This window comes from Acinetobacter sp. CWB-G5 (assembly GCF_019209785.1).
Lineage (GTDB): Bacteria > Pseudomonadota > Gammaproteobacteria > Pseudomonadales > Moraxellaceae > Acinetobacter > Acinetobacter johnsonii.
Window position 1 is genome coordinate 773,983 of the sequence record NZ_JAHUTF010000001.1, and the last position, 22,109, is coordinate 796,091.

The 22,109-nt window shown below is 43.0% G+C and carries 16 protein-coding genes and 1 pseudogene; 4 read left to right on the forward strand and 13 right to left on the reverse strand.

From position 1 onward, the window contains the following. Positions 1–2: 2 nt before the first annotated feature. The 11 genes from KVY11_RS03755 to KVY11_RS03805 form a co-directional block, all read right to left on the reverse strand. Complete coding sequence (locus KVY11_RS03755) at positions 3–815, reverse strand: DUF4198 domain-containing protein (protein ID WP_218288144.1); 813 nt, start codon at positions 813–815, stop codon at positions 3–5. A gap of 92 nt (positions 816–907) precedes the next feature. Next, positions 908–1,717, reverse strand: a complete 810-nt coding sequence (locus tag KVY11_RS03760) for a hypothetical protein (protein WP_218288145.1) — start codon at positions 1,715–1,717, stop codon at positions 908–910. Positions 1,718–1,781: 64 nt separating this feature from the next. Further along, the gene (locus tag KVY11_RS03765) at positions 1,782–4,028 is read right to left on the reverse strand and encodes a TonB-dependent hemoglobin/transferrin/lactoferrin family receptor (protein ID WP_218288210.1); all 2,247 of its coding nucleotides are present in this window, start codon (positions 4,026–4,028) and stop codon (positions 1,782–1,784) included. 564 nt (positions 4,029–4,592) lie between these two features. Next, on the reverse strand, positions 4,593–5,819 hold the full coding sequence (gene alr / locus KVY11_RS03770) for an alanine racemase (RefSeq protein WP_218288146.1): 1,227 nt from the start codon (positions 5,817–5,819) through the stop codon (positions 4,593–4,595). A 55-nt stretch (positions 5,820–5,874) separates the two neighbouring features. Beyond that, positions 5,875–7,374 carry an amino acid permease gene (locus tag KVY11_RS03775; protein ID WP_168158444.1) on the reverse strand — a complete coding sequence of 500 codons (1,500 nt, stop codon included), beginning with the start codon at positions 7,372–7,374 and terminating at the stop codon, positions 5,875–5,877. Between the two features lie 403 nt (positions 7,375–7,777). Next, entirely contained in the window at positions 7,778–8,755 is a 978-nt protein-coding gene (gene astE / locus KVY11_RS03780) for a succinylglutamate desuccinylase (RefSeq protein WP_218288147.1), read from the reverse strand. A 21-nt stretch (positions 8,756–8,776) separates the two neighbouring features. Beyond that, positions 8,777–10,117, reverse strand: a complete 1,341-nt coding sequence (gene astB, locus KVY11_RS03785; protein ID WP_218288148.1) for an N-succinylarginine dihydrolase — start codon at positions 10,115–10,117, stop codon at positions 8,777–8,779. Positions 10,118–10,140: 23 nt separating this feature from the next. Beyond that, positions 10,141–11,610: a succinylglutamate-semialdehyde dehydrogenase gene (astD, locus tag KVY11_RS03790; protein WP_058952228.1), complete on the reverse strand. Its 1,470-nt coding sequence runs from the start codon at positions 11,608–11,610 to the stop codon at positions 10,141–10,143. Then, positions 11,610–12,641, reverse strand: coding sequence for an arginine N-succinyltransferase (astA, locus tag KVY11_RS03795; protein ID WP_218288149.1), 1,032 nt, complete (start codon positions 12,639–12,641; stop codon positions 11,610–11,612). The genes astD and astA overlap by 1 nt, the downstream gene beginning before the upstream one ends. A 13-nt stretch (positions 12,642–12,654) precedes the next feature. Then, positions 12,655–13,872, reverse strand: coding sequence for an aspartate aminotransferase family protein (locus KVY11_RS03800; protein ID WP_218288150.1), 1,218 nt, complete (start codon positions 13,870–13,872; stop codon positions 12,655–12,657). A 77-nt stretch (positions 13,873–13,949) separates the two neighbouring features. Continuing rightward, entirely contained in the window at positions 13,950–15,224 is a 1,275-nt protein-coding gene (locus KVY11_RS03805; protein ID WP_218288211.1) for a Glu/Leu/Phe/Val dehydrogenase, read from the reverse strand. Between the two features lie 203 nt (positions 15,225–15,427). On the opposite strand from KVY11_RS03805, the gene KVY11_RS03810 reads away from it, so the two are divergent. The 3 genes and pseudogenes from KVY11_RS03810 to KVY11_RS03815 all read left to right on the forward strand — a co-directional run bounded on the left by KVY11_RS03810 (position 15,428) and on the right by KVY11_RS03815 (position 16,885). Then, positions 15,428–15,850 carry an Lrp/AsnC family transcriptional regulator gene (locus KVY11_RS03810; protein ID WP_004981435.1) on the forward strand — a complete coding sequence of 141 codons (423 nt, stop codon included), beginning with the start codon at positions 15,428–15,430 and terminating at the stop codon, positions 15,848–15,850. Between the two features lie 169 nt (positions 15,851–16,019). Further along, a pseudogene (locus KVY11_RS16585) lies at positions 16,020–16,367 on the forward strand (hypothetical protein); the annotation flags it as partial. A gap of 92 nt (positions 16,368–16,459) precedes the next feature. Beyond that, positions 16,460–16,885: a hypothetical protein gene (locus KVY11_RS03815; protein WP_218288151.1), complete on the forward strand. Its 426-nt coding sequence runs from the start codon at positions 16,460–16,462 to the stop codon at positions 16,883–16,885. 218 nt (positions 16,886–17,103) lie between these two features. Here KVY11_RS03815 and KVY11_RS03820 read toward each other — a convergent pair whose 3' ends face one another. Continuing rightward, positions 17,104–18,552, reverse strand: a complete 1,449-nt coding sequence (locus tag KVY11_RS03820; RefSeq protein WP_218288212.1) for an NAD-dependent succinate-semialdehyde dehydrogenase — start codon at positions 18,550–18,552, stop codon at positions 17,104–17,106. A 16-nt stretch (positions 18,553–18,568) separates the two neighbouring features. Next, on the reverse strand, positions 18,569–19,831 hold the full coding sequence (gene gabT / locus KVY11_RS03825) for a 4-aminobutyrate--2-oxoglutarate transaminase (protein ID WP_218288152.1): 1,263 nt from the start codon (positions 19,829–19,831) through the stop codon (positions 18,569–18,571). A 578-nt stretch (positions 19,832–20,409) separates the two neighbouring features. Between gabT and KVY11_RS03830 the strand changes: the two genes are divergently transcribed. Beyond that, the gene (locus KVY11_RS03830) at positions 20,410–21,912 is read left to right on the forward strand and encodes a PLP-dependent aminotransferase family protein (RefSeq protein WP_087014069.1); all 1,503 of its coding nucleotides are present in this window, start codon (positions 20,410–20,412) and stop codon (positions 21,910–21,912) included. Positions 21,913–22,109: the final 197 nt, after the last annotated feature.

Sequence of the window (22,109 nt, forward strand, 5' to 3'; positions counted from 1 at the left end):
TTTTAAGGGTTTACGTATAAGCTCAAAATCGTTCTATAGATCTGAGCATTGGGTCGAATCTTTTCAGACTGTTCTGGTGAGGTAATAGTGACAAGGTACTGCCCGACCGCTGAAAATGGCAAAGTGACTTCACCTGAACCATTGGTCTGCAACTGGATCGCTTTTTCAGCCTTTCCCAATGTTGTGGCTTGTTTTTCTAGTGTGACCTGAAAACCTGATGCAGCTTTATTACCCAAATTCAATTTCACTCTGAATGGAGTTTTTAATGAAATTTGATTTGGATGTCCTGAAAACTCCAATATTAAACCTTGTTGCGTGGGGTCTTGCTTCACCGCACTATATTGTTGCTTAGAAAAATAACTCAGCAACTGATCAAAACGTTGCACAGTAAACTGCTGGGTTTTCGCTTGTACTTCACTTGGAGTCATGAAGTGACGTTCAGCCAGTGGCGCTAAATCTTCAGCTTTTGCATCTAAGACACGTAACCAACGCTGCCCCACTTTTGCATATTTAAGCTCGCCTGTTCGGAGCCCAGTAACTGTATAAGTTCCTGCTTGATCCGTTTTCACATCAGCCAAACTTAAAGCTTTACTATGACTCAGAGTTAACTCTTGAGTTTCACCCTTCGGCGTGAGTACTTTAAAGTTAAAGCCTTTAATCGCCACTTCCGAGTCAAAGGCTTGCTCTGCAAATCCTGCCAAAATTGCAGTGTTCCCACCTTCCACCACATAACTGCTTGGCGCCACAAAGGGTGCATGTGCCCAACCATTTGCGACCAAGATACTCAGTAAGCAAGCCAAACCTATTTTTTTCATCGTTGATATTCCATTGATGTATCATTGTCCATCGTCAACCAAATCAGTTTTCCCTTTAAGCCATTCATAGATGGCTTAAAGGTATGGCCTGTTTATTGAGCTGAGGCTTGCCCTACTTTTTTCGCATACTGTTTAATATCGTTTGCTTGAATGGTGGTTTTACCCTTTGCAATGGCTTTGAATTGCTGTCCTGCAATCTCCTGCATTTGAGTTGTACCCGTCGCCAAATTACGGTCAAAACGTTGCATAAACTCATCGACATATTCTTGTTCAGTCACAATCAAATCTTGATTGGTATCGGTCTCGAAATATTGTTTATCGCGCGCTGTTAGATAGTCACCCAAAGTCACATAATTTTTACCCTGACCATATTGCGCGATAAACTCATTCACATTACTTGGCATCGGCATTGAAATCGGTAATTTGGCACGGAAACCATCATGTGTTCCTGTATTTGCCCCAGCCAACTTTGCATCTTCAGCATTAATCAAACCATCTTGGTTCTGATCGAAACCATCAAAAGTCTTTTCACCAGAGGCTTGGAACTCTTTCAACGTCAACTTTTGATCCTTGCTTTTATCTAAAATACCATAACGGACATGCGCCTGTTTTAATGACATTTCACGTCGTTGCTTAAGTACAGGGGCTAAACGTGCCTGTTCAAATTGTGCAAACTGTTCGGCTGTCACTTTTTTAGTATTCGCAAAAAGTGCGGCATAATCCTGCGTATATTGCTGTGTTACCAGTGCAGCACTCGGTTGTTTATTTTCTGGGTGATAAAGCGCATGAATGGCATAAGCTTGTTGGTATGTATCCGTTTGTGCTGTTTTGTCTGCAGCTAAAATACTCGCTGAAGCACTGAGCATAACGATGCCCGTTGCCAATATAGTCATAATTTTCATGGTGATTTCATTTCCTGAAGGTTAAATTTGCTAGACGGAATCTCAGTTCTATCTAGCTTTGAAATTAGTATTTAAATTCGATACTTGCGACAATATTACGACCCGGTTCTGCAGCACGATCGATCAGACTGGCTTGGTTCGTTCCTGTAATGGTGCCCACTGCGGCATAGTCCCAATACGTCTTATCAAAGATGTTATTCACCGCCACGTTCAACTTAGTGAACTTATTCATATTCCAGTAAGCTGAGAGATCAAACACGGCATAACCTGCAACAGGTTGATACTCCACGTCATCTTGGTAGGTACTCACATCTTTAGATGCGATTTTGTCCCCGACCGCAGTTGCAGTTAGACCTAAACCAAAGACTTTATCTGGGTGGTCATAAGCAAAGGTGAGGCTGCCCTTTTCAGGTTGTACTGAATTCACCCCACTTTTCAGGCTATCTTTATTTTTTGCGGTGCCTTTGGTTTTACCTGCCACTAAAGCGAGGCTAAATCCATCCGAGTGTGGAATAAATTGACCCAAATCAATACGTGTAGACAGCTCACCGCCCCAAATTTCGGCATTGGCTAGGTTTTCTGCACGGTAGTAACCATAAGGATATTGTGGTGTGGTGTCATAGTTGTGGTAATCGATGAAGTCACTGTATTTGGTATAAAAACCTGTGACATCAAACTTGATACCATCAATTGAAGTATTTCTCAGTCCAATTTCAAATGCATCACTGGTTTCTTCATCAAGATTCGAGTTACCAATCACGATATAACTTGGATTGCCTGCGGTGGTTTGATAGATGCCGCCTATCTCAGTAGGTGATGGAATACGTGTACCGCGGGTGTATTTAAAATAACTGTAGTTTTCAGGAGTAAATTGATAGCTGGCCGCAAAACTCGGCGAAACATAACTAAAGTCACGTGCTTGGACATCACTATAGCTCGAAGAATCTGGTCGATACTCCTGACGTTCAAAACGAAGCGATGGTGTTAGGGTTAAGTCATGACCAAAGAGCCCCAAACGAATTTCATCTGAGAAATAGGCTGCATAACGCTTTAACTCAGAATCCAGTAAGTAACCATCTTGATAGAGGGTTGGCAGTGTTGCACCATTGCGTAAATCGACTTTGGTACTGGAATAATCTTTTTGGTCGACCGCAAGGCCATATTTTAAAGTCTGCTGCTCTAAGTTCTTCGATGCATCAAACTTAATCCCTGTATTTTTTTCTTTATAAGTGGTTGAGAAATCACGTTTCGTATTCGCATTATTCATGAATGAAGTCGCGGTTTCGTTATTTGATTCCTGATACCAAATTTTGCTTTTCAGCTGATCAAATAGCACCAATGTCTCAGGTTTATAAATATGTTCAAGACTAAATTGGGTACGATCTATGTCCTGCTGCTGGGTGGCATCGCTTTTATAATTACTAAATAAACTGGCACTAATGTCTGTGGTATCGGCACTTTTACGATAGAAATCTCCTGTCAAATTAAACTGATGCTGATCGGAGAGCGCCCATACAACTCGGCCCAATACTGCATCAGAGCTCCAATCCGTTGGGAATGCTTTGGTTTTCGAGTTAGGTTTTGTTTCATGTCCATCACGATGAGCATAAGCAACTAAGGCTTTCACCTCATCGTTTCCTACCGCCCCTGTTACCGAACTTAACCATGCTTCATCCGCAGAGCTATAGCCTGCTTTTGCAGTACCCGCAATGGTTTTTCCATCCACCAAATAATCTTCTGGAGATTTGTTTTTAAATGAAACGCGTCCACCGATTCCGTCAGTAGATGCATCTGTTGTTCCGGAAACAATATCTACCGAGCTAAACATTTCAGGCTCGATATAATCACGACCTGCACCACGTTGACTCATACTATTAGGCGGAACATAAGAGCTGACAGTCGCTTCGGCAATATCAACCCCATCAATATCTAAGCCAATACGGTTGGCATCAATCCCACGAATGTTATAACCACTGGTTCCAGCTCCATCGAAAAATGTGCCACTGCCCGCAACTGAAAATGGCGCTTGTACCAAAGGCAAGTACTTCACGATACTTGCCATATCGGTCACCCCAGTTTTATCTAAATTTTCCCGATTAATCGTTGTCTTAGAAACTGGGGCTTGATCTTCATGTTCAGCATAAACCGTAATCTTTGGAAGTGAGGCTGAAACTAAAACATTGTCTTGTGCAAAGCTCTTAGAACTCAAACCTGTGGTCATGAGCACAGCCAAACATAATGATAAATAGCAAGGTCGGAGGTTCAAACTTTTAACTTCGTCGCCCGAAAATTGCGACTGATATTGCTTCATACTCATGCGGTTAAACCCACCTCTTAAATGATATTGATAATCATTACATACAATTCAAATTACTTTTCCATGCACTCAAGGACGGAGGCTAGGAAAGATAATTGATATAGGGACACTTAGTGGATGCGAATCATAATCAATTAGATTATTATTTACAAATAGTATTTGCTTTTATTTTATTTTTCCAGCGAATCAGACTGTTCAAAAAATAGTTTTTGATTTCAATGCTTAACTCAAGCCGAGTGGCTTCTCGATCGATTTGTATACAAAAAAAACCTCAAACTTTAAACCCAATATCGAGCGTTTAAAGCAAAAAATAATGGGGCGCTATCATCAAATCCAAGAATCTCAATACAGTTCAACTCCACCCTTAAACTTCAAATCATCGATGCTAGAAATGAAAAGGCAGTGCATATCAACATATGCACTGCCTTGAATAAAACCGTCAGTTCATTCTTAAAAACAATATTTTAATCATTATTAGACACTGGAATAATGCCCAAACCAAACGATGATTTTGTCAGTAAGGCGGTCAAAACAACAGAGTCTCCCCCCTCTTTTACTCTACCGAACCACAACTTTCGGATTCGAGTTACCCCACATGGTGTAGACATCTGCCAGCAAAGCGCCATTGTATTCTTCCAAATCACTTTGCTTCACTATTGCGCCCCTTTGTTCGCCAAACAGAACTACTTCATCATTGGCACGAATATCTGGAAAATCAGTGACATCCACCATGGTAGTGTTCATAGAGGTGCGCCCAACTACAGGCACTTTATGCCCACGAATCAACACATAGGCTTTATTACTAAATGCACGTCGATAACCATCTGAGTAACCAAGTGGTAAGTTCGCCAATAGTGAATCACGCTTCAAAGTATACGTTTGGTCATAGCCAACTGTTGTGCCTTTCAAATAGGCATTGACTGTTGCCACTTGAGTTTTAAAGGTCATCAGCTTTTTATATTCAGCTCGATCTGGAAGGCTGTCACCATAAATCACACCGCCTGCACGTACCATATCTAGGTGTGACTCTGGAACCGTCAAGGTCGCAAAAGAATTTGCGGTATGTAAAGTCAGTGCTTCTCGCTTTAATTTGGCTTTTTTAATTATCCAATCCGTTTGCTGGTTAAAGACCGCCAAACGTTCACGCACATATTTTTCATCTTCCACAGCATAATGCGTCATGATGCCCACCAGCTTTAAATTTGGCAGTTTGGTCATGCGTAGCGCTTGCTGTTTACCTAGTGCACTGTTCAGCTCTAAACCGTTTCGATCCATCCCCCCTGCATTTAAACCCAAATGATACGCAAGGGTTAAACCCTGTTGTTTAGCCCATACTGAGAGGCGCTGTGCTTGTTCATAGTTCCCCAACAACTCTTCCATCTTTAAGGAAGCAGCATTTTGGATTTCTTGGTCAGTCGCTGCACGTAGCCTTAATAAGCGCCCCTGATAACCAGTCTTGCGTACCATCGCGGCTTCGGCATTACTGGTGATACCAACACAGGGCACATTGAGCTTAATAATACTCGGCATCAACAGTTCAATCCCGTGACCATAAGCATCGGCTTTCATGACCGCACAAATCTGGCTTTTGTCCTGTAGCTGCTGTTGTAAGGTCTGAATATTCTGCTCGAAGGTCTGCACATTAATTTCGACCCATGCATTGGCCTGTGGCGCTACCACTTGTGTCGCTGAAAGATGTGGCGTCAATAAAGGTGCGGCAAAACTGCTCTGTATATGTAGTAATCCAGCACCCAGCATGCATGCCCAAAGTGTCGCTTTTTTCAAAATAAATCCCTCTGTTTTGCGATAAAAATAAAGGGGGAATATCCCCCTCTATTCCTTAATTATTTTCTGGCATTTCATCCTGTTCAATGCGGCGACCATGGGTCAAAATCCAGTTACGCTCAGCATATTTTTTCGTTTTATAGTAATAAGCAATACCCAGTCCAATAAACCAAATTGGAGAGAAGGCCAATGAAATCATGGTGTCATGATCGAGCGCCAAAATCGCAACCACAAAGATTAAGAACAACAAGGTAAACCATGCCATAAAACGTCCACCTGGCATTTTATACGCCGACTGTTCATGCAGTTCAGGCGCTTTTTTGCGATAAGCCAAGTACGACAAAATAATCATGGCAAAGGTGAAAATACACAAAATCGAAGTGAAGGCTGAAATGATGATAAATGCCGTCATGACATCAGGCACAATGAACAAAATTGAAGTACCCACCACCACACAGAACATCGAGAACATTAAGCTCAATACAGGCACTTTGCTTTTCGACAGTCGAGCAAAGCTTTTCGGTGCATCTTTTTCTACCGCTAAACCGAACAACATACGACTGGTGGCAAACACGCCACTGTTCGCTGAAGACATAGCAGAGGTTGCCACGACAAAGTTGACAATACTGGCTGCTGCGGGCAAACCAATTAAAGTAAACATTTCAACAAATGGACTCTTGTCTGGTGAAATCTGCGACCAAGAAGTGACTGCGATAATACAAACCAAAGCACCGATATAGAACAATAAAATACGTAATGGAATTGAGTTAATCGCGCGTGGTAAAGCATGATGCGGATCTTTGGTTTCTGCTGCTGTAGTTCCCACCAATTCAATACCGACAAAGGCAAATACCGCAATTTGGAAACCAGCCAAGAAGCCCGTTAAACCATAAGGGAACAGTGACTCTTTCTCGACTACATGGGCTAAAGACGCTTTCACACCATCTGGAGAGACGAAACCAATCGTAATCAGATAAACACCGACCAAGAGGAACATAATGATCGCGATAATTTTAATTAAAGCAAACCAGAACTCCACTTCACCAAACAGTTTTACTGCAACAAAGTTCAATAAAGTCAAAATGGCAATGGAGGTGAAGGCGGGTATCCATGCGGGGAGATCGGGGTACCAAAACTGTGCATAACCGCCAATCACAATCACATCCGCGATTGCGGTGACAATCCAACTGAGCCAGTACGACCAACCTAAAAAGAACCCTGCCCACGGTCCCAAATAAGCCGTTGCAAAGTCTGCAAAAGATTTGTAATTGGTATTAGAAAGCAGTAGTTCCCCCATCGCACGCATGACGAAGAAGAAGAAGAAGCCAATAATGAGGTAAGTTAAGATGATCGAAGTACCCGACACAGCGAGTGTCTTGCCCGACCCCATAAAAAGACCTGTACCAATCGCACCACCAATCGCAATCATCTGAATATGACGATTGGTCAGTGAGCGTTGCAGTTGTTCTTCCTCAACTGACTCGTAATGATGTCCACCCAGTAAATCACCTTCTAAGGGCTCTTTTTGTTGATGGGTCTGTTTTCCATTCATCATGTTTTTACTCCAATTTACAACCCAATGGGTGTAAATATGGGACTCAGATTTAGATAATTCCTTATTTCATCTCAGTCCAAAATTAAGCTACATATTATTTTTCAATAACATTAATTTTTATTATTCAGCACCACACTATTTATCTCTTTATGGCGGCAAAATAATACTCACACAGGCTGCAAAACCCATGCCAAATTTAATTATTTAATATTAAAAAACAATAACTTAATAAAAACACAACGCAAAATCATCCATCGATTATAAGTACCCTTATGATCGAAAGATGAAAATATTGAATTAATATTTTTCTCAACATCCATATATTCAATTCCATTGAAAATTAATTTAACGACTTAAGTTCGATAAACCACCATCATCACATTTAATAAATTGACTGAAATCATCAAGGATGAACCTCAGTTAATATCAGCCCTGCTCTTAATCCCTTTTTCACTTGAGTATTCGGAAATAAAATTCGAACCTGCTCAGGTGCAGTCACATACGGTTTGCCCTGTTGCAGAGCAATCACGGCATCGGTTTCGAACACGGAAAAATTAGGCGCAGAATCTGCCAAATTAAGCTGGAAGTCATCTTCAGTTTTGATGATCGAATCAACGACTCGGAAAGTTTGAATTGCTTGTTTTTGACGGATAGGTAAAGACTGTTCACTCACCACGGCGCGAAGCACATGATTAATCGCGGTGAAAGCTGCCAAATCATTTTGTCCAAAGGGTTTGGCATGACCAAGTTCGAGTGTCGAACTGGCTGTTTGAAACTGAGAGCTACTAAAGTGCGTAAAGGTACGGCCTACTGCATTGTGATACACCAAGGCATCCAATTCCGCAGCTTTTAGACTGTCCAGCATCACCGCATCATAGTCATGGATTTGATATGGAAATAAGGCAAAAGTCGGCAACAAAGATGGGCGAATCGCAGTGTGCAAATCGTAATGATAGCGCCGTACTTGAGCTGGACTATCATTAAAAAAAGCGGTGACGATCTGTTCTAAGACCGCCACCCGCTGCGCTTCAACTGTATCGGTAAATTGTTGATAAGCCCCGCAGAACATGCGGTTCATATCATTTTCAACATAACGTTGCCCTGCGCGAATCGCGATAGGGTTACCTAAAATCAGTAATAACTTAACCTTGAGCTCTAATGCCCCTGCAAACAAATCTTGACTCAGCTGCGCCAACAACTCGATCGGCGCAGTTTCATTGCCATGCACACCCGCGGAAAGCACGACCGCTTTTTCATAAGCCTGTTTCGGCGTAAAAGATAAAACACCTTCAGCCAACCACTCCCAACAAAAATCATGCTGTACGCCATGCGCTACAGTCGGGACACGTTGTGCTAAAACATCACCTAGAAAATCTATCATCTGCTTTCCCTGCACGATTACTTAACGTTGGAAGTGATACACCGAACCTAAGTTCAAAATTTGCGTCAGTTCATCTAACGCAGTACGGCTTTCAATCAGTAATTGCGGATCAGCCAAATCTTGCTGCGCCAGCTGGTCGCGGTAGTACTGATCCACCCACGTATTTAAACGGGTAAACAAGGCATCATTCATAAACAAGTTTGGATTGATCGCATTCAGCTCTGCTTCATTCACTGCTACACGTAAACGTAAACATGCAGGGCCACCGCCATTACGCATACTTTCACGCAGGTCAAACACCTTAATGTCATCAATCGGCGTGCCCATTTGGATCATGTCGTTTAAATAACCCCATACTGCTGGGTTTTGACGCGACTCTTCAGGCACCACAATGCTCATCCCGCCATCGGCACGCGTGAGCAATTGGCTATTGAACAAATAGGTATTTACCGCATCTTTCACAGAAACACGCTGATCAGGCACTTCAATGGACACAAACTCTTGACCCAAGCGCGCCATTTTTTCGCGAATTTCTGACAACGCTTCAGATTGATTCAAAAATGCATGCTGATGGTGGAACAGTACGTTTTGGTTACTCACCGCAATCACGTCGTTGTGGAAGACCCCTTGGTCAATCACATCGGGATGCTGCTGGACAAATACCGTTTGTTCCGCTTTGAGTTGGTGTAAACGTGCGACTGCTTCACTCGCCTCAAGGGATTGGCGTGCAGGATAGTGTTTCGGACCGATGCCACCACCGAGGAACTGCTGACCATAGACAAACACTTGCACGCTGGCTTGATCATAAGCACCGCCTAAACGGTTATGGTTCGCCGCACCTTCATCACCAAACAAAGCCACAGGTGGCAGTGCTTCATGATGGGCAAAGTGACGCTCATCGTTAAACATGGCTGCCATAACACGCGATGTCGTTTCATGCTCAATTGAACGGTGGAATTTGTTGTTCAAATTTGCCGCAGTAAAATGCACACGACCATCTGCGCTGTCTGCCGACGGTGAAACCGTTGCCGCATTGGCAGTCCACATGCACGATGCAGAACTCAAAGCGGATAATAATGCAGGCGAAGTTCGCATGGCTTGTTCAATCACGCTGTGATCATCACCGCGAAAACCCAATTTGCGTAAAGTCGGGACATGTGGACGTTCTTGCGGTGCAAATACACCTTGCTTTAAGCCCATGTCGGCCAAAGCTTTCATCTTTAACAGACCTTGCTTGGCAGCCAACTTCGGGTTGGAAAGATTATTTTGGTTTTTGGTGGATGCTTCGTTTCCGAATGACAATCCCGCATAGTGATGCGTTGGACCGACTAAACCATCAAAATTAATTTCATAGCCTGACATTTATAAACTCCCTTTTTGTCGACTTACAGCACAATGCCTGGCGATAATTTTTCAGGTAGGCTTACCTGCTGACTTTCCAGTGATGCCATTGGCCATGCGCAGTAATCTGCGGCATAGAAAGCACTGGCACGATGATTCCCTGATGCACCAACACCACCAAATGGCGCGGCACTTGAAGCGCCTGTTAATGGTTTATTCCAGTTCACAATGCCTGCACGCGCTTCAATCAATAAACGATCAAACAGATCACGGTCAGGTGAAACTAGACCCACCGACAAACCGAATCGAGTGGCATTCGCCAGTGCCAAAGCCTCATCGAAATGGTCATAACGATAGATACAGCTCAATGGGCCAAAATATTCTTCATCTGGCACATCGCTAACATGGGTCACGTCTAAAAGACCCGGACTTAACAAGCTGCTGTTGGCATCCGCTTGAGTAACAGGGAGCAGAACTTGAGCCCCTAAATCGATTAGGCGTTGTTGTGCTTGTAGAATTTGCTGTGCAGCATGCAATGAAATGACACCACCCATAAACGGTTGTGGCTGAGCATCCCACTGACCCACAACCAAATTACGGCTGACTTCAACCAAACGTTGAATGAAGGCATCGCCTAGTGCACCATTTTTAATGATTAAACGACGTGCACAAGTACAGCGCTGCCCCGCTGAAATAAAGGCAGATTGGACGGTTAAGTTCACCACCGCATCAATGTCGGTAATCTCGTCGATAATTAATGCGTTGTTGCCACCCATTTCTAGCGCGAGAATTTTTTCTGGTGCGCCCGCAAGCTGCTTGTGTAAGTGGTAACCCGTATTGGCACTGCCTGTGAACAACAAGCCATCAATTTCATGCGATTGGGCCAGTGCTTCACCTGTACTGCGACCACCTTGTACCAAGTTCAATACGCCTGCTGGTAAGCCTGCTTCTTGCCACAACTTCACGGTTTCTTCTGCTGTCCACGGCGTAAGTTCACTTGGTTTAAAAACAATGGTATTGCCCGCAATCAGCGCAGGGACGATATGACCATTTGGCAAGTGACCTGGGAAGTTATATGGGCCAAATACAGCCAAAACACCATGCGGACGGTGACGTAAAGACGCAGCGCCATCTGGCATTTCCGTCAGACTTTCACCTGTACGTTCGTGATAAGCACGTACTGAAATCGCTACTTTACCAATCATTGACTGAACTTCAGTCAATGTTTCCCAAATCGGCTTACTGGTTTCACGACTAATAATCGTTGCAAGCTGTTGTTTGTTTTGTTCTAACAAGCTGGCAAATCGTTGAATAATTTCAAGGCGCTCAGCTAAAGGACGGCGTGCCCAAGCGGCAAATGCTGCGCGTGCAGACTGACAAGCCTGTGCAACTTGCTCAGCTGTTGCTTCTGCACCATGCCAAATTGTGTCTTGCGTAACTGGATCGAGTTTGTCCCATGCCGTACCTTGTGCTGGAGACCATGTCCCGTTTATATATAAATTCCCTTGTGACATTATTTTTGCTCCATCTTATCTAAAGGCAACATACGAATGCTTTGCCCTTCTTGCACACCAAGGGCATGCGCTTGTTCTACCGTTAAACTTAAACTGTCTGTCTCAGCCGCATGCTGAATTAAAATCGCGCGATAGTCTTGATAGCGATCATTCGCCACCAAATAACGCCCTGCACCTTCTGGTACGCTATCGACAATTTTGACGGCACAAGTGTGACTTTCTTTGACTGCACGAAGGCTACTGACTTCCGCTTCAAGCGTCGGGCCTGCATCAAAAATATCGACATAACCTTGGTAACACAGCCCTTCCGACTCCAACACACGAGAGGCAGGAACAGTCTGAGGATGCACCTGTGCAATCACTTGTTGTGCGGCCATCGGCAGTAAGTCGATATACACAGGAAAACGTGGCATCAACTCCGCAATAAAGACTTTTTGTCCAATACCACTGAGGTAATCCGCAGTCGAGAAATCCATATTGAAAAAGTGATGGCCTAAGGCATCCCAAAATGGCGAACGACCATTTTCATCCGAATAACCACGCATTTCTGCAATCAGCTTATTTTGAAAAGCCTGTTTGAAAGCTGCGATAAACAGAAAACGAATCTTCGACAGCAGTTTTCCATTTTGGTCTTTGCGGTACTCTGGATCTAAAAACAGTGTGCAGAGTTCACTACAACCTGTATGGTCATTGCTTAAAAACAGCGTATTTAAAGTTTTATAAACATTCAGAGTTTGTGAGGCATGGACTTGTTTGCCCACATGGTAGTTATAAAAAGGTTCAGTTAAACCCACTGAAACTTCAATGGCACTCACACCCACCACACGTTGTAACTGAGTATCTTCTAAAACAAATAAATACCCTTGTTCACTTGGTGCAGCTTGCCCCACTAAGGTCTTTTGTGTGCGTGCAATTCGAGCAGATAAGATCTCTTTATTTTGGGGTAAAGAAGTCAGGCCAACGCCCGACTTCCCCGCCAGAATGTAGATATCATCTAAATCTCGATGCTCTGCATGTCTAACAATCATCATAACCAGTGGCCTATCACGCGCCAACAAAGCGCGCGAGCGCACGCTCAAAGCGTTGTAAACCTGCTTCGATATCTGCTTCTGGAATAATTAATGATGGCGTGAAACGAACGACATTTGGACCTGCAACCAGCGCCAATAATCCTTCTTCGCCCGCTAAAGTCACGATGTCTTTGGCTTTGCCTGCATATTCAGCTTTTAGTACACAGCCAATTAATAAACCTTGACCACGGACTTCTTCAAATAGGCCATAACGTGCATTTAACTGGTTTAAACCGTCGGCAAAAATTTGCGCACGTGTACGTACACCATTTAACACTTCTGGGGTATTGATCAAACCAAATACGGCATTGGCTACAGCAGACGCCAATGGGTTACCACCATAAGTCGTACCATGGTCACCCACCACAAACATGTTGGCAAACTTATCTGTTGTGATCATGGCACCAATTGGAAAACCGCCGCCGAGTGCTTTGGCTGTGGTTAAAATGTCTGGGATCACATCCGTATTCATATACGCATATAAAGCACCTGTACGACCAACACCTGTTTGCACTTCATCAAAAATGAGTACCGCACCATGTTGGTCACACAGTTCACGTAAGCCTTTTAAAAATTCAGGGCTTGCCGTAATGACACCACCTTCACCTTGAATCGGCTCAACAATCACCGCACACGTGTCTGCATCAATCGCTTCACGTACTGCGTCTAAATCATTAAATGGTAAGTGGTGAATACCTTCTGGAAGCGGTGCAAAATCTTGTGAATATTTCGGTTGACCACCTGCCGTAACCGTAAATAAAGTACGACCGTGGAAAGCATTTTTAAATGCAATAATTTTATTTTTGCGTGCAGAGCCTGAAACTAGGCCCACTTTGCGCGCAAGTTTCAAAGCCGCTTCATTTGCTTCTGCACCAGAGTTACAGAAGAACACTTTATCTGCAAAGGTGTTATCAACTAATTGTTTTGCAAGTGCAAGTACGGGTTCATTGGTATAACCATTGCCAATGTGCCAAAGCTTTTGACCTTGTTCGACCAAAGCTTTAACCGCCACAGGGTGAGCATGTCCAAGCGCATTGACCGCAATACCGCCTGCAAAATCGATATATTCCTTATCTTGCTGATCCCATAAACGAGAACCTTCGCCACGCACAGGAATAAACTGAGCGGGTGCAAAAACTGGCACCATGTACTGATTAAAATCTTGGCGATTTGGTTGACTATTCTGGTTCATGGTTTGTTCGTCCTTAATAAATCTGATGTTGTTCTTTCTAATAATATGGTGTGCCCCGAAGGGCACGGAACTTCCCCTTAACCTGGGAAAATTCCTCGTTCTTTACGTGCTTTTAAGATACGTTTACACGCCAAGATGTATGCTGCTGTACGTAGGCTGCACTGCTTTTCGCTTGCAGTGAACCAAACGTCTTCAACTGCTGACATCATGAGTTTGTCTAAACGTTGGTTAATTTCTTCTTCTGTCCAGAAGTAGCTCGCCATGTCTTGAACCCATTCGAAGTAACTCACAGTTACACCGCCTGCGTTACACAGTACGTCAGGTACAATCGTAATTTTACGTTCTAACAGAATGTCTTCTGCGTCTGGATACGTTGGACCATTCGCACCTTCCAAGACTAATTTTGCAGTCAATTTTTGCGCACGCTCAGGCGTAATCTGACCTTCTAAAGCCGCTGGAATTAAAATATCCATTTCAACCGACCAGAACGCTTCGTCTTCAATTAAATTCGCATCTGGGAAACCTGCTACACCTTTATGAATCGCAACGTAGTCTTGTAACTGCTTAACGTCCATACCTTCAGCATTAAAGATCGTGCCTGTATGGTCTTGTACACACACCACTTTCGCATTGGCTTTATGGAATAAGTAACCCGCTTCGCTACCCACGTTACCGAAACCTTGGATCGCTACACGGCTGCCTTCAAGTGCGAGATTGATTTTCTTAGCAACTTCTAAACCAGTAACAAATACGCCACGACCTGTTGCACGCACACGGCCTAAAGAACCACCCAAGTGCACAGGCTTACCGGTTACTACACCTGTTACGGTATGACCTTTGATACTTGAGTAGGTATCCATCATCCAACCCATGATGTCTGGATTGGTGCCTACATCTGGAGCAGGAATATCGACCTGTGGGCCAATCACTAGGCTAATTTCGCTAGTAAAACGGCGAGTTAAGCGTTCAAGTTCACGTGGAGACAATTTGCGAGGGTCTACACGAACACCACCTTTAGCGCCGCCATACGGTAAGTTCAATACCGCAGTTTTAATCGTCATCCACGCTGAGAGTGCCATGACTTCATTGAGTTCTACGTCTGGATGATAACGAATACCACCTTTACCTGGTCCACGCGACAAATTGTGCTGTACACGATAACCTTCGAAGTGCTGGATCGAACCATCGTCCATCACGATTGGTACATCAACAATCAAAGCGCGCTTAGGACGCTTTAAAGTATCGATGAATGGAACTAAGTCGTCTTCCAGATATGGCGCAACACGGTTAATCTGTGCAAGATAGGTCTGCCAAGCGCCACTATTGTCCATTTCATATGACAAAGACATGATGTTTCCCTTTGAAAATTTGGTGAATCAAATCCATTAAATAGATATGAGACATAACCCGCAGAACACATCGCCTCAGCTCGATGTAACGTTCATGTGAATACTGCTCAATATGCATAGTATGAAAAATCAAACTGCGCCGAAAAAGTTGTAATTTTGATTAAAATGAAATAAATTTCATCAAATTGATAATAGGAAAAATCAAAATGAATGATACGGACAGTCAAATCCTCGGCTTACTGCAAGACAATGCGCGTATCTCGATTACCGAGATTGCCAACAAGCTCCGTATCTCTCGAAATACGGTGCAAAAGCGTATTGAATATTTGGAAACCAGTGGCGTCATTACAGGCTATACGGTGCGGATTAAACCGGGGACTGAGAAAAATAGTATCCGTGCTTGGATGAATATTATGGTCGAAGGCACCAAGACGAGTGCGGTGGTCAAAGAGCTCAGAATCGACCCTGCCGTGCATACCTTGCATAGCACCAATGGCAAGTGGGATCTGTTGGTAGAGTTGAAGTCTGACAGCTTAGAAAATTTTGATCGAATTCTAGAAAGAATTCGAAATATTTCAGGAATTTACAATACTGAAACCAGCATTTTATTGTCTACCTATAAAGTTTAAAGTCGATAAAGGCAATCAGGGAAATTTATACTGAGTATCTCTAGCCTATTGCCTTCAAAGTCAAAAGACGCTGTAAATTGGATCCTGAACTAAAAATGTATAATCCATAAGGATCAAATTCTGCTTGGTTTGAGCGGTTGGTGTGAATCTCCAATATTATTACCCTAATCTATCATGTTGTTTTATAGCAGATAAAATAGTGTACACTACCCCACTAGACGCATTTGGCTATTATAAAAATCCTTTGATAGGCTCGACACATGGTTGTCGTTTCTCCGCCCATATTTAGTCTAGACCACTGACTTAGTCTGTGAAGGTTTGAATGGCATGACACTTCAAATATTCTCATTTTAAAGCGTGGTGAGCCTTTATTTTATTGTCAGTTTGATGGGGTTGATCCTTCTCGAACAGTGAACATGATTCAAGCAGAAAAAATACCAGAACAATGCAATATATGGAGCAGATTTCAGGTGTAGTGAATTATATGAGTCAAGAATTTTCACTTTTACAGCATTAAGTTAATTATATTCGCTTATAAAAAGTTAATTTTAAAAATATATTCATTTAATTGAATTTTACTTACCTCAAGATAATAGGTTGGTTTTTAGCATGGGTGACCTCTATTTTATTCTAATTATTATTTGTTTTTTTGTTGTTATATTGTCTTTAGTTTTGGTTGTTTTATTTGATAGACAGATATATTTACTTGGCATCTTATTTTTGATACCAATGCTTTTTTTTGGGTATAAATATTTGCCATACTCCCCTTCATTTGATTATCTTGAGGAAGAAGAGTTATGCGGGATTTATGTGTATGAAGATTATGTTATTTCATCAAGACCTCCTTATCCAAAGGAATATTTTATAAGGTTTGATCAGTATGGTATATTTGGATTCAGAAATAATACCTACCCTGATAGAGTGCGTTTTGATAATCTAAAAAAAGGGCAAAAAGTTTGTTTGATTTTAAAGCGCAGGAAAGATAAAGAAAACGATTTGAGTCAAGCAATTTTAATTTTACTAAAAAATGAATAATAAGGGTTTTTATGAATATAAAACCTCTTTCATAAATCAAAAAAGTGATCTTATTGGGTTAATCAAACATTATCTCACATAACTATAATTTTCAGGGTCAGATCCATATTAGACCTTGCAATATTTTAAAATAAATCGGCTCTCCGTAATATGCACCCATAAAAAATCAGCCTTGAATGGGCAAGGCTGATTCTTTAACTGATGGTTACTGGACTGACTTAAACAGATAAGTCCACGCACAAATATTTCATTTCGAGATATTCATCGATACCAAATTTAGAACCTTCACGACCTAAGCCAGACTGCTTCACACCACCAAAGGGAGCCACTTCGTTTGAAATCGCGCCCGTGTTGATGCCAACCATACCGTATTCAAGCGCTTCACCAACACGCCACTGACGTGCCGTGTTTTGCGTAAATAGGTAAGTTGCCAGACCAAACTCAGTGTCATTGGCCATTTGTACTGCTTCTTCTTCCGTTTTAAAACGGAATAGCGGTGCCAATGGACCAAAAGTTTCTTCTTTCGCGACTTTCATTTCTTGCGTCACTTCCGTTAAAAGTGTCGGTTCAAAGAAAGTTCCACCTAGGCTTGAGCGTTGACCACCGGTTTTAAGCTGCGCACCTTTGCTAATGGCATCGGCGATATGCGACTGTACTTTTTCAATCGCGGCTTCATCGATCAACGGGCCTTGGGTTGAAGTCTCAACTCGGCCATCACCCACTTTTAAGTTCGCTACAGCAACTGCCAGTTTTTCAACCAAAGCATCGTAAATACCGTCTTGTACATAAATACGGTTGGCACATACACAGGTCTGTCCGCTATTGCGGAACTTGCTGGCCATAATGCCTTGTACCGCTTGCTCAAGATTGGCATCATCAAAAACCAATACTGGTGCATTACCGCCTAATTCTAAAGACAGTTTTTTGATGGTTGGCGCACATTGTTGCATCAAGATACGACCAACTTGAGTTGAACCTGTAAAGCTCAACTTTTTCACCGTGTCGCTTTCACACAGTGTTTTACCCACTTCGCTTGAATCACCACTGATGTGTAATAACACGTCTTGTGGCAAACCCGCGCGTAGCGCTAACACTTCTAAAGCATAAGCGGTTAAAGGCGTTTGCTCAGCAGGTTTCACAATCATCGAACACCCTGCTGCAATGGCAGGTGCGGCCTTACGTGTGATCATTGCTGCGGGGAAGTTCCACGGCGTAATTGCGGCCGTAACACCAATCGCCTGTTTGATCACCAACAAACGTTGGTTCGGCAGTGTGGGTGTTAAAACTTCACCATCGATACGACGGGCTTGTTCAGCAAACCAACGAATAAATGAAGCAGCATAGCCAATTTCACCACGTGCTTCCGCTAAAGGCTTACCTTGTTCAGCAGTCAAAATCTGAGCCAATGACTCTTTATTTTCCTGCATCAAATCAAACCAAGCCCAAAGTACATCAGCGCGTTGTAGAGCTGTTTGCGCTTTCCACGCTGTTTGTGCTTTTTGAGAACGAGCAATCACTTGCTCAACTGACGCGCGGTCATGGGATTTCACCCATGCCAAGGTGTCATGTGTTGCAGCATCTTTGACTTCGATGTAACCGCCATTTTCAGGCACATCAAAACGAATATCTGGATGCTGTAATAAATCTTTATATTGCGCTTGAAGCATAGTCATTACTCTTCAATTATGCTGCAGCAGAAAGTGCAAAACCTTGTTTTAAAATGTTTAAGCCAGCACGGAATTGTTCTGCAGGAATCGTTAAAGGATATAAGAAACGGATCACATTACCATAACGACCACAGGTCAAAATAAGCAAGCCATTTTGCATTGCATAATTTTGAATTGCTTTCGCTTGATCCGCCGTTTCCAACTCAATCGCGACCATTGAACCCAACGCACGAATTTCTTGGACTGTAGACGAAGACTGTTTGAGTTCATTCAGAACTTCAACCAACTCTGCGCCCAATACATTTGCACGTTCGCAAAGACCTTCTTCTTCAATCACGTCTAGTACGGCATGTGCAGAAGCTACAGCCACTGGGTTACCTGCATAAGTACCACCTAGACCACCTGGGTTTGGTGCATCCATCACTTCAGCACGGCCAACCACGCCAGAGATTGGGAAACCACCACCAAGGCTTTTCGCCATCGTGATTAAATCTGCTTTGGTTTCATAGTGATCCATGGCAAATAACTTACCAGTACGCGCAAAGCCTGTCTGTACTTCATCTGCAATAATCAAAATACCGTGTTGATCACATAGCGCACGTAAACGCTTTAAGAATTCAGCAGGAACAACGTTGAAACCGCCTTCACCTTGAACAGGTTCAAGTACAATAGCGGCTACATCATGTGCCGCAATATCTTCTGCAAAAATGTCTTCAATGCTTTCAATCGCAATATCTACAGTAATCCCTTTTGACTCTACAGGATAGCGTGCATGGAACACACCTGAAGGCATCACACCAAAGTCACGTTTGTACGGTGCAGTTTTACCCGTCATTGCCATGGTCATAAATGAACGACCGTGGAAACCGTTACCAAAAGTCACAATACCGTGGCGACCTGTGTAAGAACGTGCAATTTTCACTGCATTTTCTACAGCTTCCGCACCTGTAGAGAAGAATGTTGTTTTCGCTTCACCTGCAATTGGCGCGCGTGCATTGATACGTTCAGCCAACGAAACATAGCTTTCATACGGTACAACTTGGTACGCTGTATGGGTGAATTTAGTCAATTGTTCAGTAACAGCAGCAATAATTTTAGGATGACGGTGACCTGTGTTCAGTACCGCAATACCACCCGCGAAGTCAGTATATTGATTCCCTTCAGCATCCCAAATGGTGGAATTTTCTGCTTTCTCCGCATACCATTGACACATGACACCAACGCCACGAGGAGTCGCTTTTAGTTTACGTGCGTTCAGTGCAGAGTGTTTACTGTCCATTTTGTATCCTCATTCTTGATTCATACATTTATAAAATTTCAGCGTCCCGATCATGCTTTTTGCTGATATACAAAGGACGTGGGGTTTATTGCATTTTGCGCTTTTATTGGCACTAGACGAGAGCCACTTTTCATCAGACAGATGGAGCCAATTTATCCTATCCCTTTATTGTTATTTTCCACCTTAAATATTTATTTGATAAAAATAAACAACTTAAAAAATATAAATTTAAAAAAGGCATACTTATTCAAGAGGGCCATTACGGTATTCAACCGAATCACCCCAAATGCTAAAGAAGCCCAAAATTCAGCAAATGACTATGCCAACCTAGAACCCATTTATGTCCTGCCTTAGGCTTTTCTGATTGTATTTTCAAGCTGTTGTATTCGATTGTGTAAATCATCTAAAAAAACTTTTGCTTTGGATGCGACTTGTGTATATTTCCAGCCCCTTAGTCGCGGGCATTTGCTCCCAACGTCTACAAGCGAAATGCTTTACAACGGCTGCCTGACGAGATAATTTTGCATTTATGGTAATCGCTCACGAAAAGCCATTTTAATATTGTAGGAGAGAGCCAATTGCGTAGCTTGCTTGGAGATTATTTACTGCAACGATTACAGCAAGATATTGACGGAACCCTACAATTGCGGTTGTTTCGCTGCTTACGCAACGCCATTATTGACAGTGTACTCGCACCCAAAACTCGCCTACCTGCATCGCGTGACTTAGCCAAAGAAATTAAAGTCTCACGCAATACTGTACTCAGTGCATATGAACAATTACAAGCGCAAGGCTATGTTGAAGCACGTACAGGCCAAGGCACTTGGGTCGCTGAAAAACTGCCTGAATCCTTTTTGGTCAAAGCTGAAAATACCAATAGTCAAGCTCAAGAAAAAAAGACCCAGCAAAATTACAATTTGTCACAGCGTGGTTCCTATCTCATCGGCTATTCAGCTGCATCGCCTTACCAATGGGGCGCGTTTGTGCCCGGTGCACCCGATGTCACAGAGTTTCCGCACCATATTTTTAGCCGTATTCAAACCCGCCTCAGCCGTGAACCCGAAATTAATAGTCTCATTTATAGCAATGCGGGCGGTTGTTTAGAGCTGCGCCAAGAACTGGCAGAATACCTCAAAATTGCACGTTCAGTGCAATGCGATGCAGACCAAATCATTATTACTGAAGGGACACACCAGGCGATCGATTTGGTTTCACGGACCTTAAGTGACCCAGGCGATGAAGTTTGGATTGAAGATCCTGCTTATTGGGGAGCACGTAATATTTTACGCATTAATGGCGTGAATCTACGCTCCTTGCCTGTCGATCAAGAAGGCATTATTCCTGACCTAGACCCGAAAACCCCACCTAAACTAATTTTTGTGACGCCTTCACATCAATACCCTTTAGGCTCTCACTTAAGTTTAGAACGTCGTAAACAACTGATTGCCATCGCGCGCCAGCATAAAAGTTGGATTGTGGAAGATGACTATGATAGTGAGTTCCGCTTCTCGGGTCAGCCATTCCCTTCTTTGCAAGGTTTGGAGCCTGATGCACCTGTCATTTATATGGGAACCTTCAGTAAAACCATCTACCCTGCTTTGCGCATTGGCTATTTGGTGGTCCCTAAAAAGTTGTTTTCACCATTGCGTATTGTGGCATCGGAGTTATATCGGGGCGGGCATTTACTGGATCAAAAGGTCTTGGCGGAGTTTATCCGTGAGGGCCATTATGAAGCACATATTCGTCGTATGCGTTTACTCTATAGCAAGCGCCATGCCTTTTTAATCGATCTGATTACACGTCATCTTGGGGCAGATTTTCTGCATGAATACAATACCGCTGCTGGTTTACATTTGATTTTAAAGCTGCCGAGCAACATGGATGATGTGTTGATTGCCAGCAATGCACTTGATCAAGGCGTAAAAGTTCGAGCGCTGTCACAATACTATACCAAGCATTACTCAACACGGCAGAAAGGACTGCTATTGGGCTTTGCCTGTGTCCGTGAACAAGAAATATTGGTGGCTTTTGGTGTGTTACTCAAATGTCTGAGAAATGCAGGAGTTCGTACGCTGAGTTGATTATTTTTATAAATTAGATACTTAAGTTTTTTTACAACCCTTCGACTTACAACTAAAGCTGCGGTTACAAAGCTGAGTTTTGCTGCTTCATTCTATAAATTATTGAGATGAGAGTAAACATTGGCTCCCCAGCTTTTCATATTTTAGCTGCAATTGGCTCCTTCCAAATGCTAAAAAATGGCTCTCGTTTACTGAGA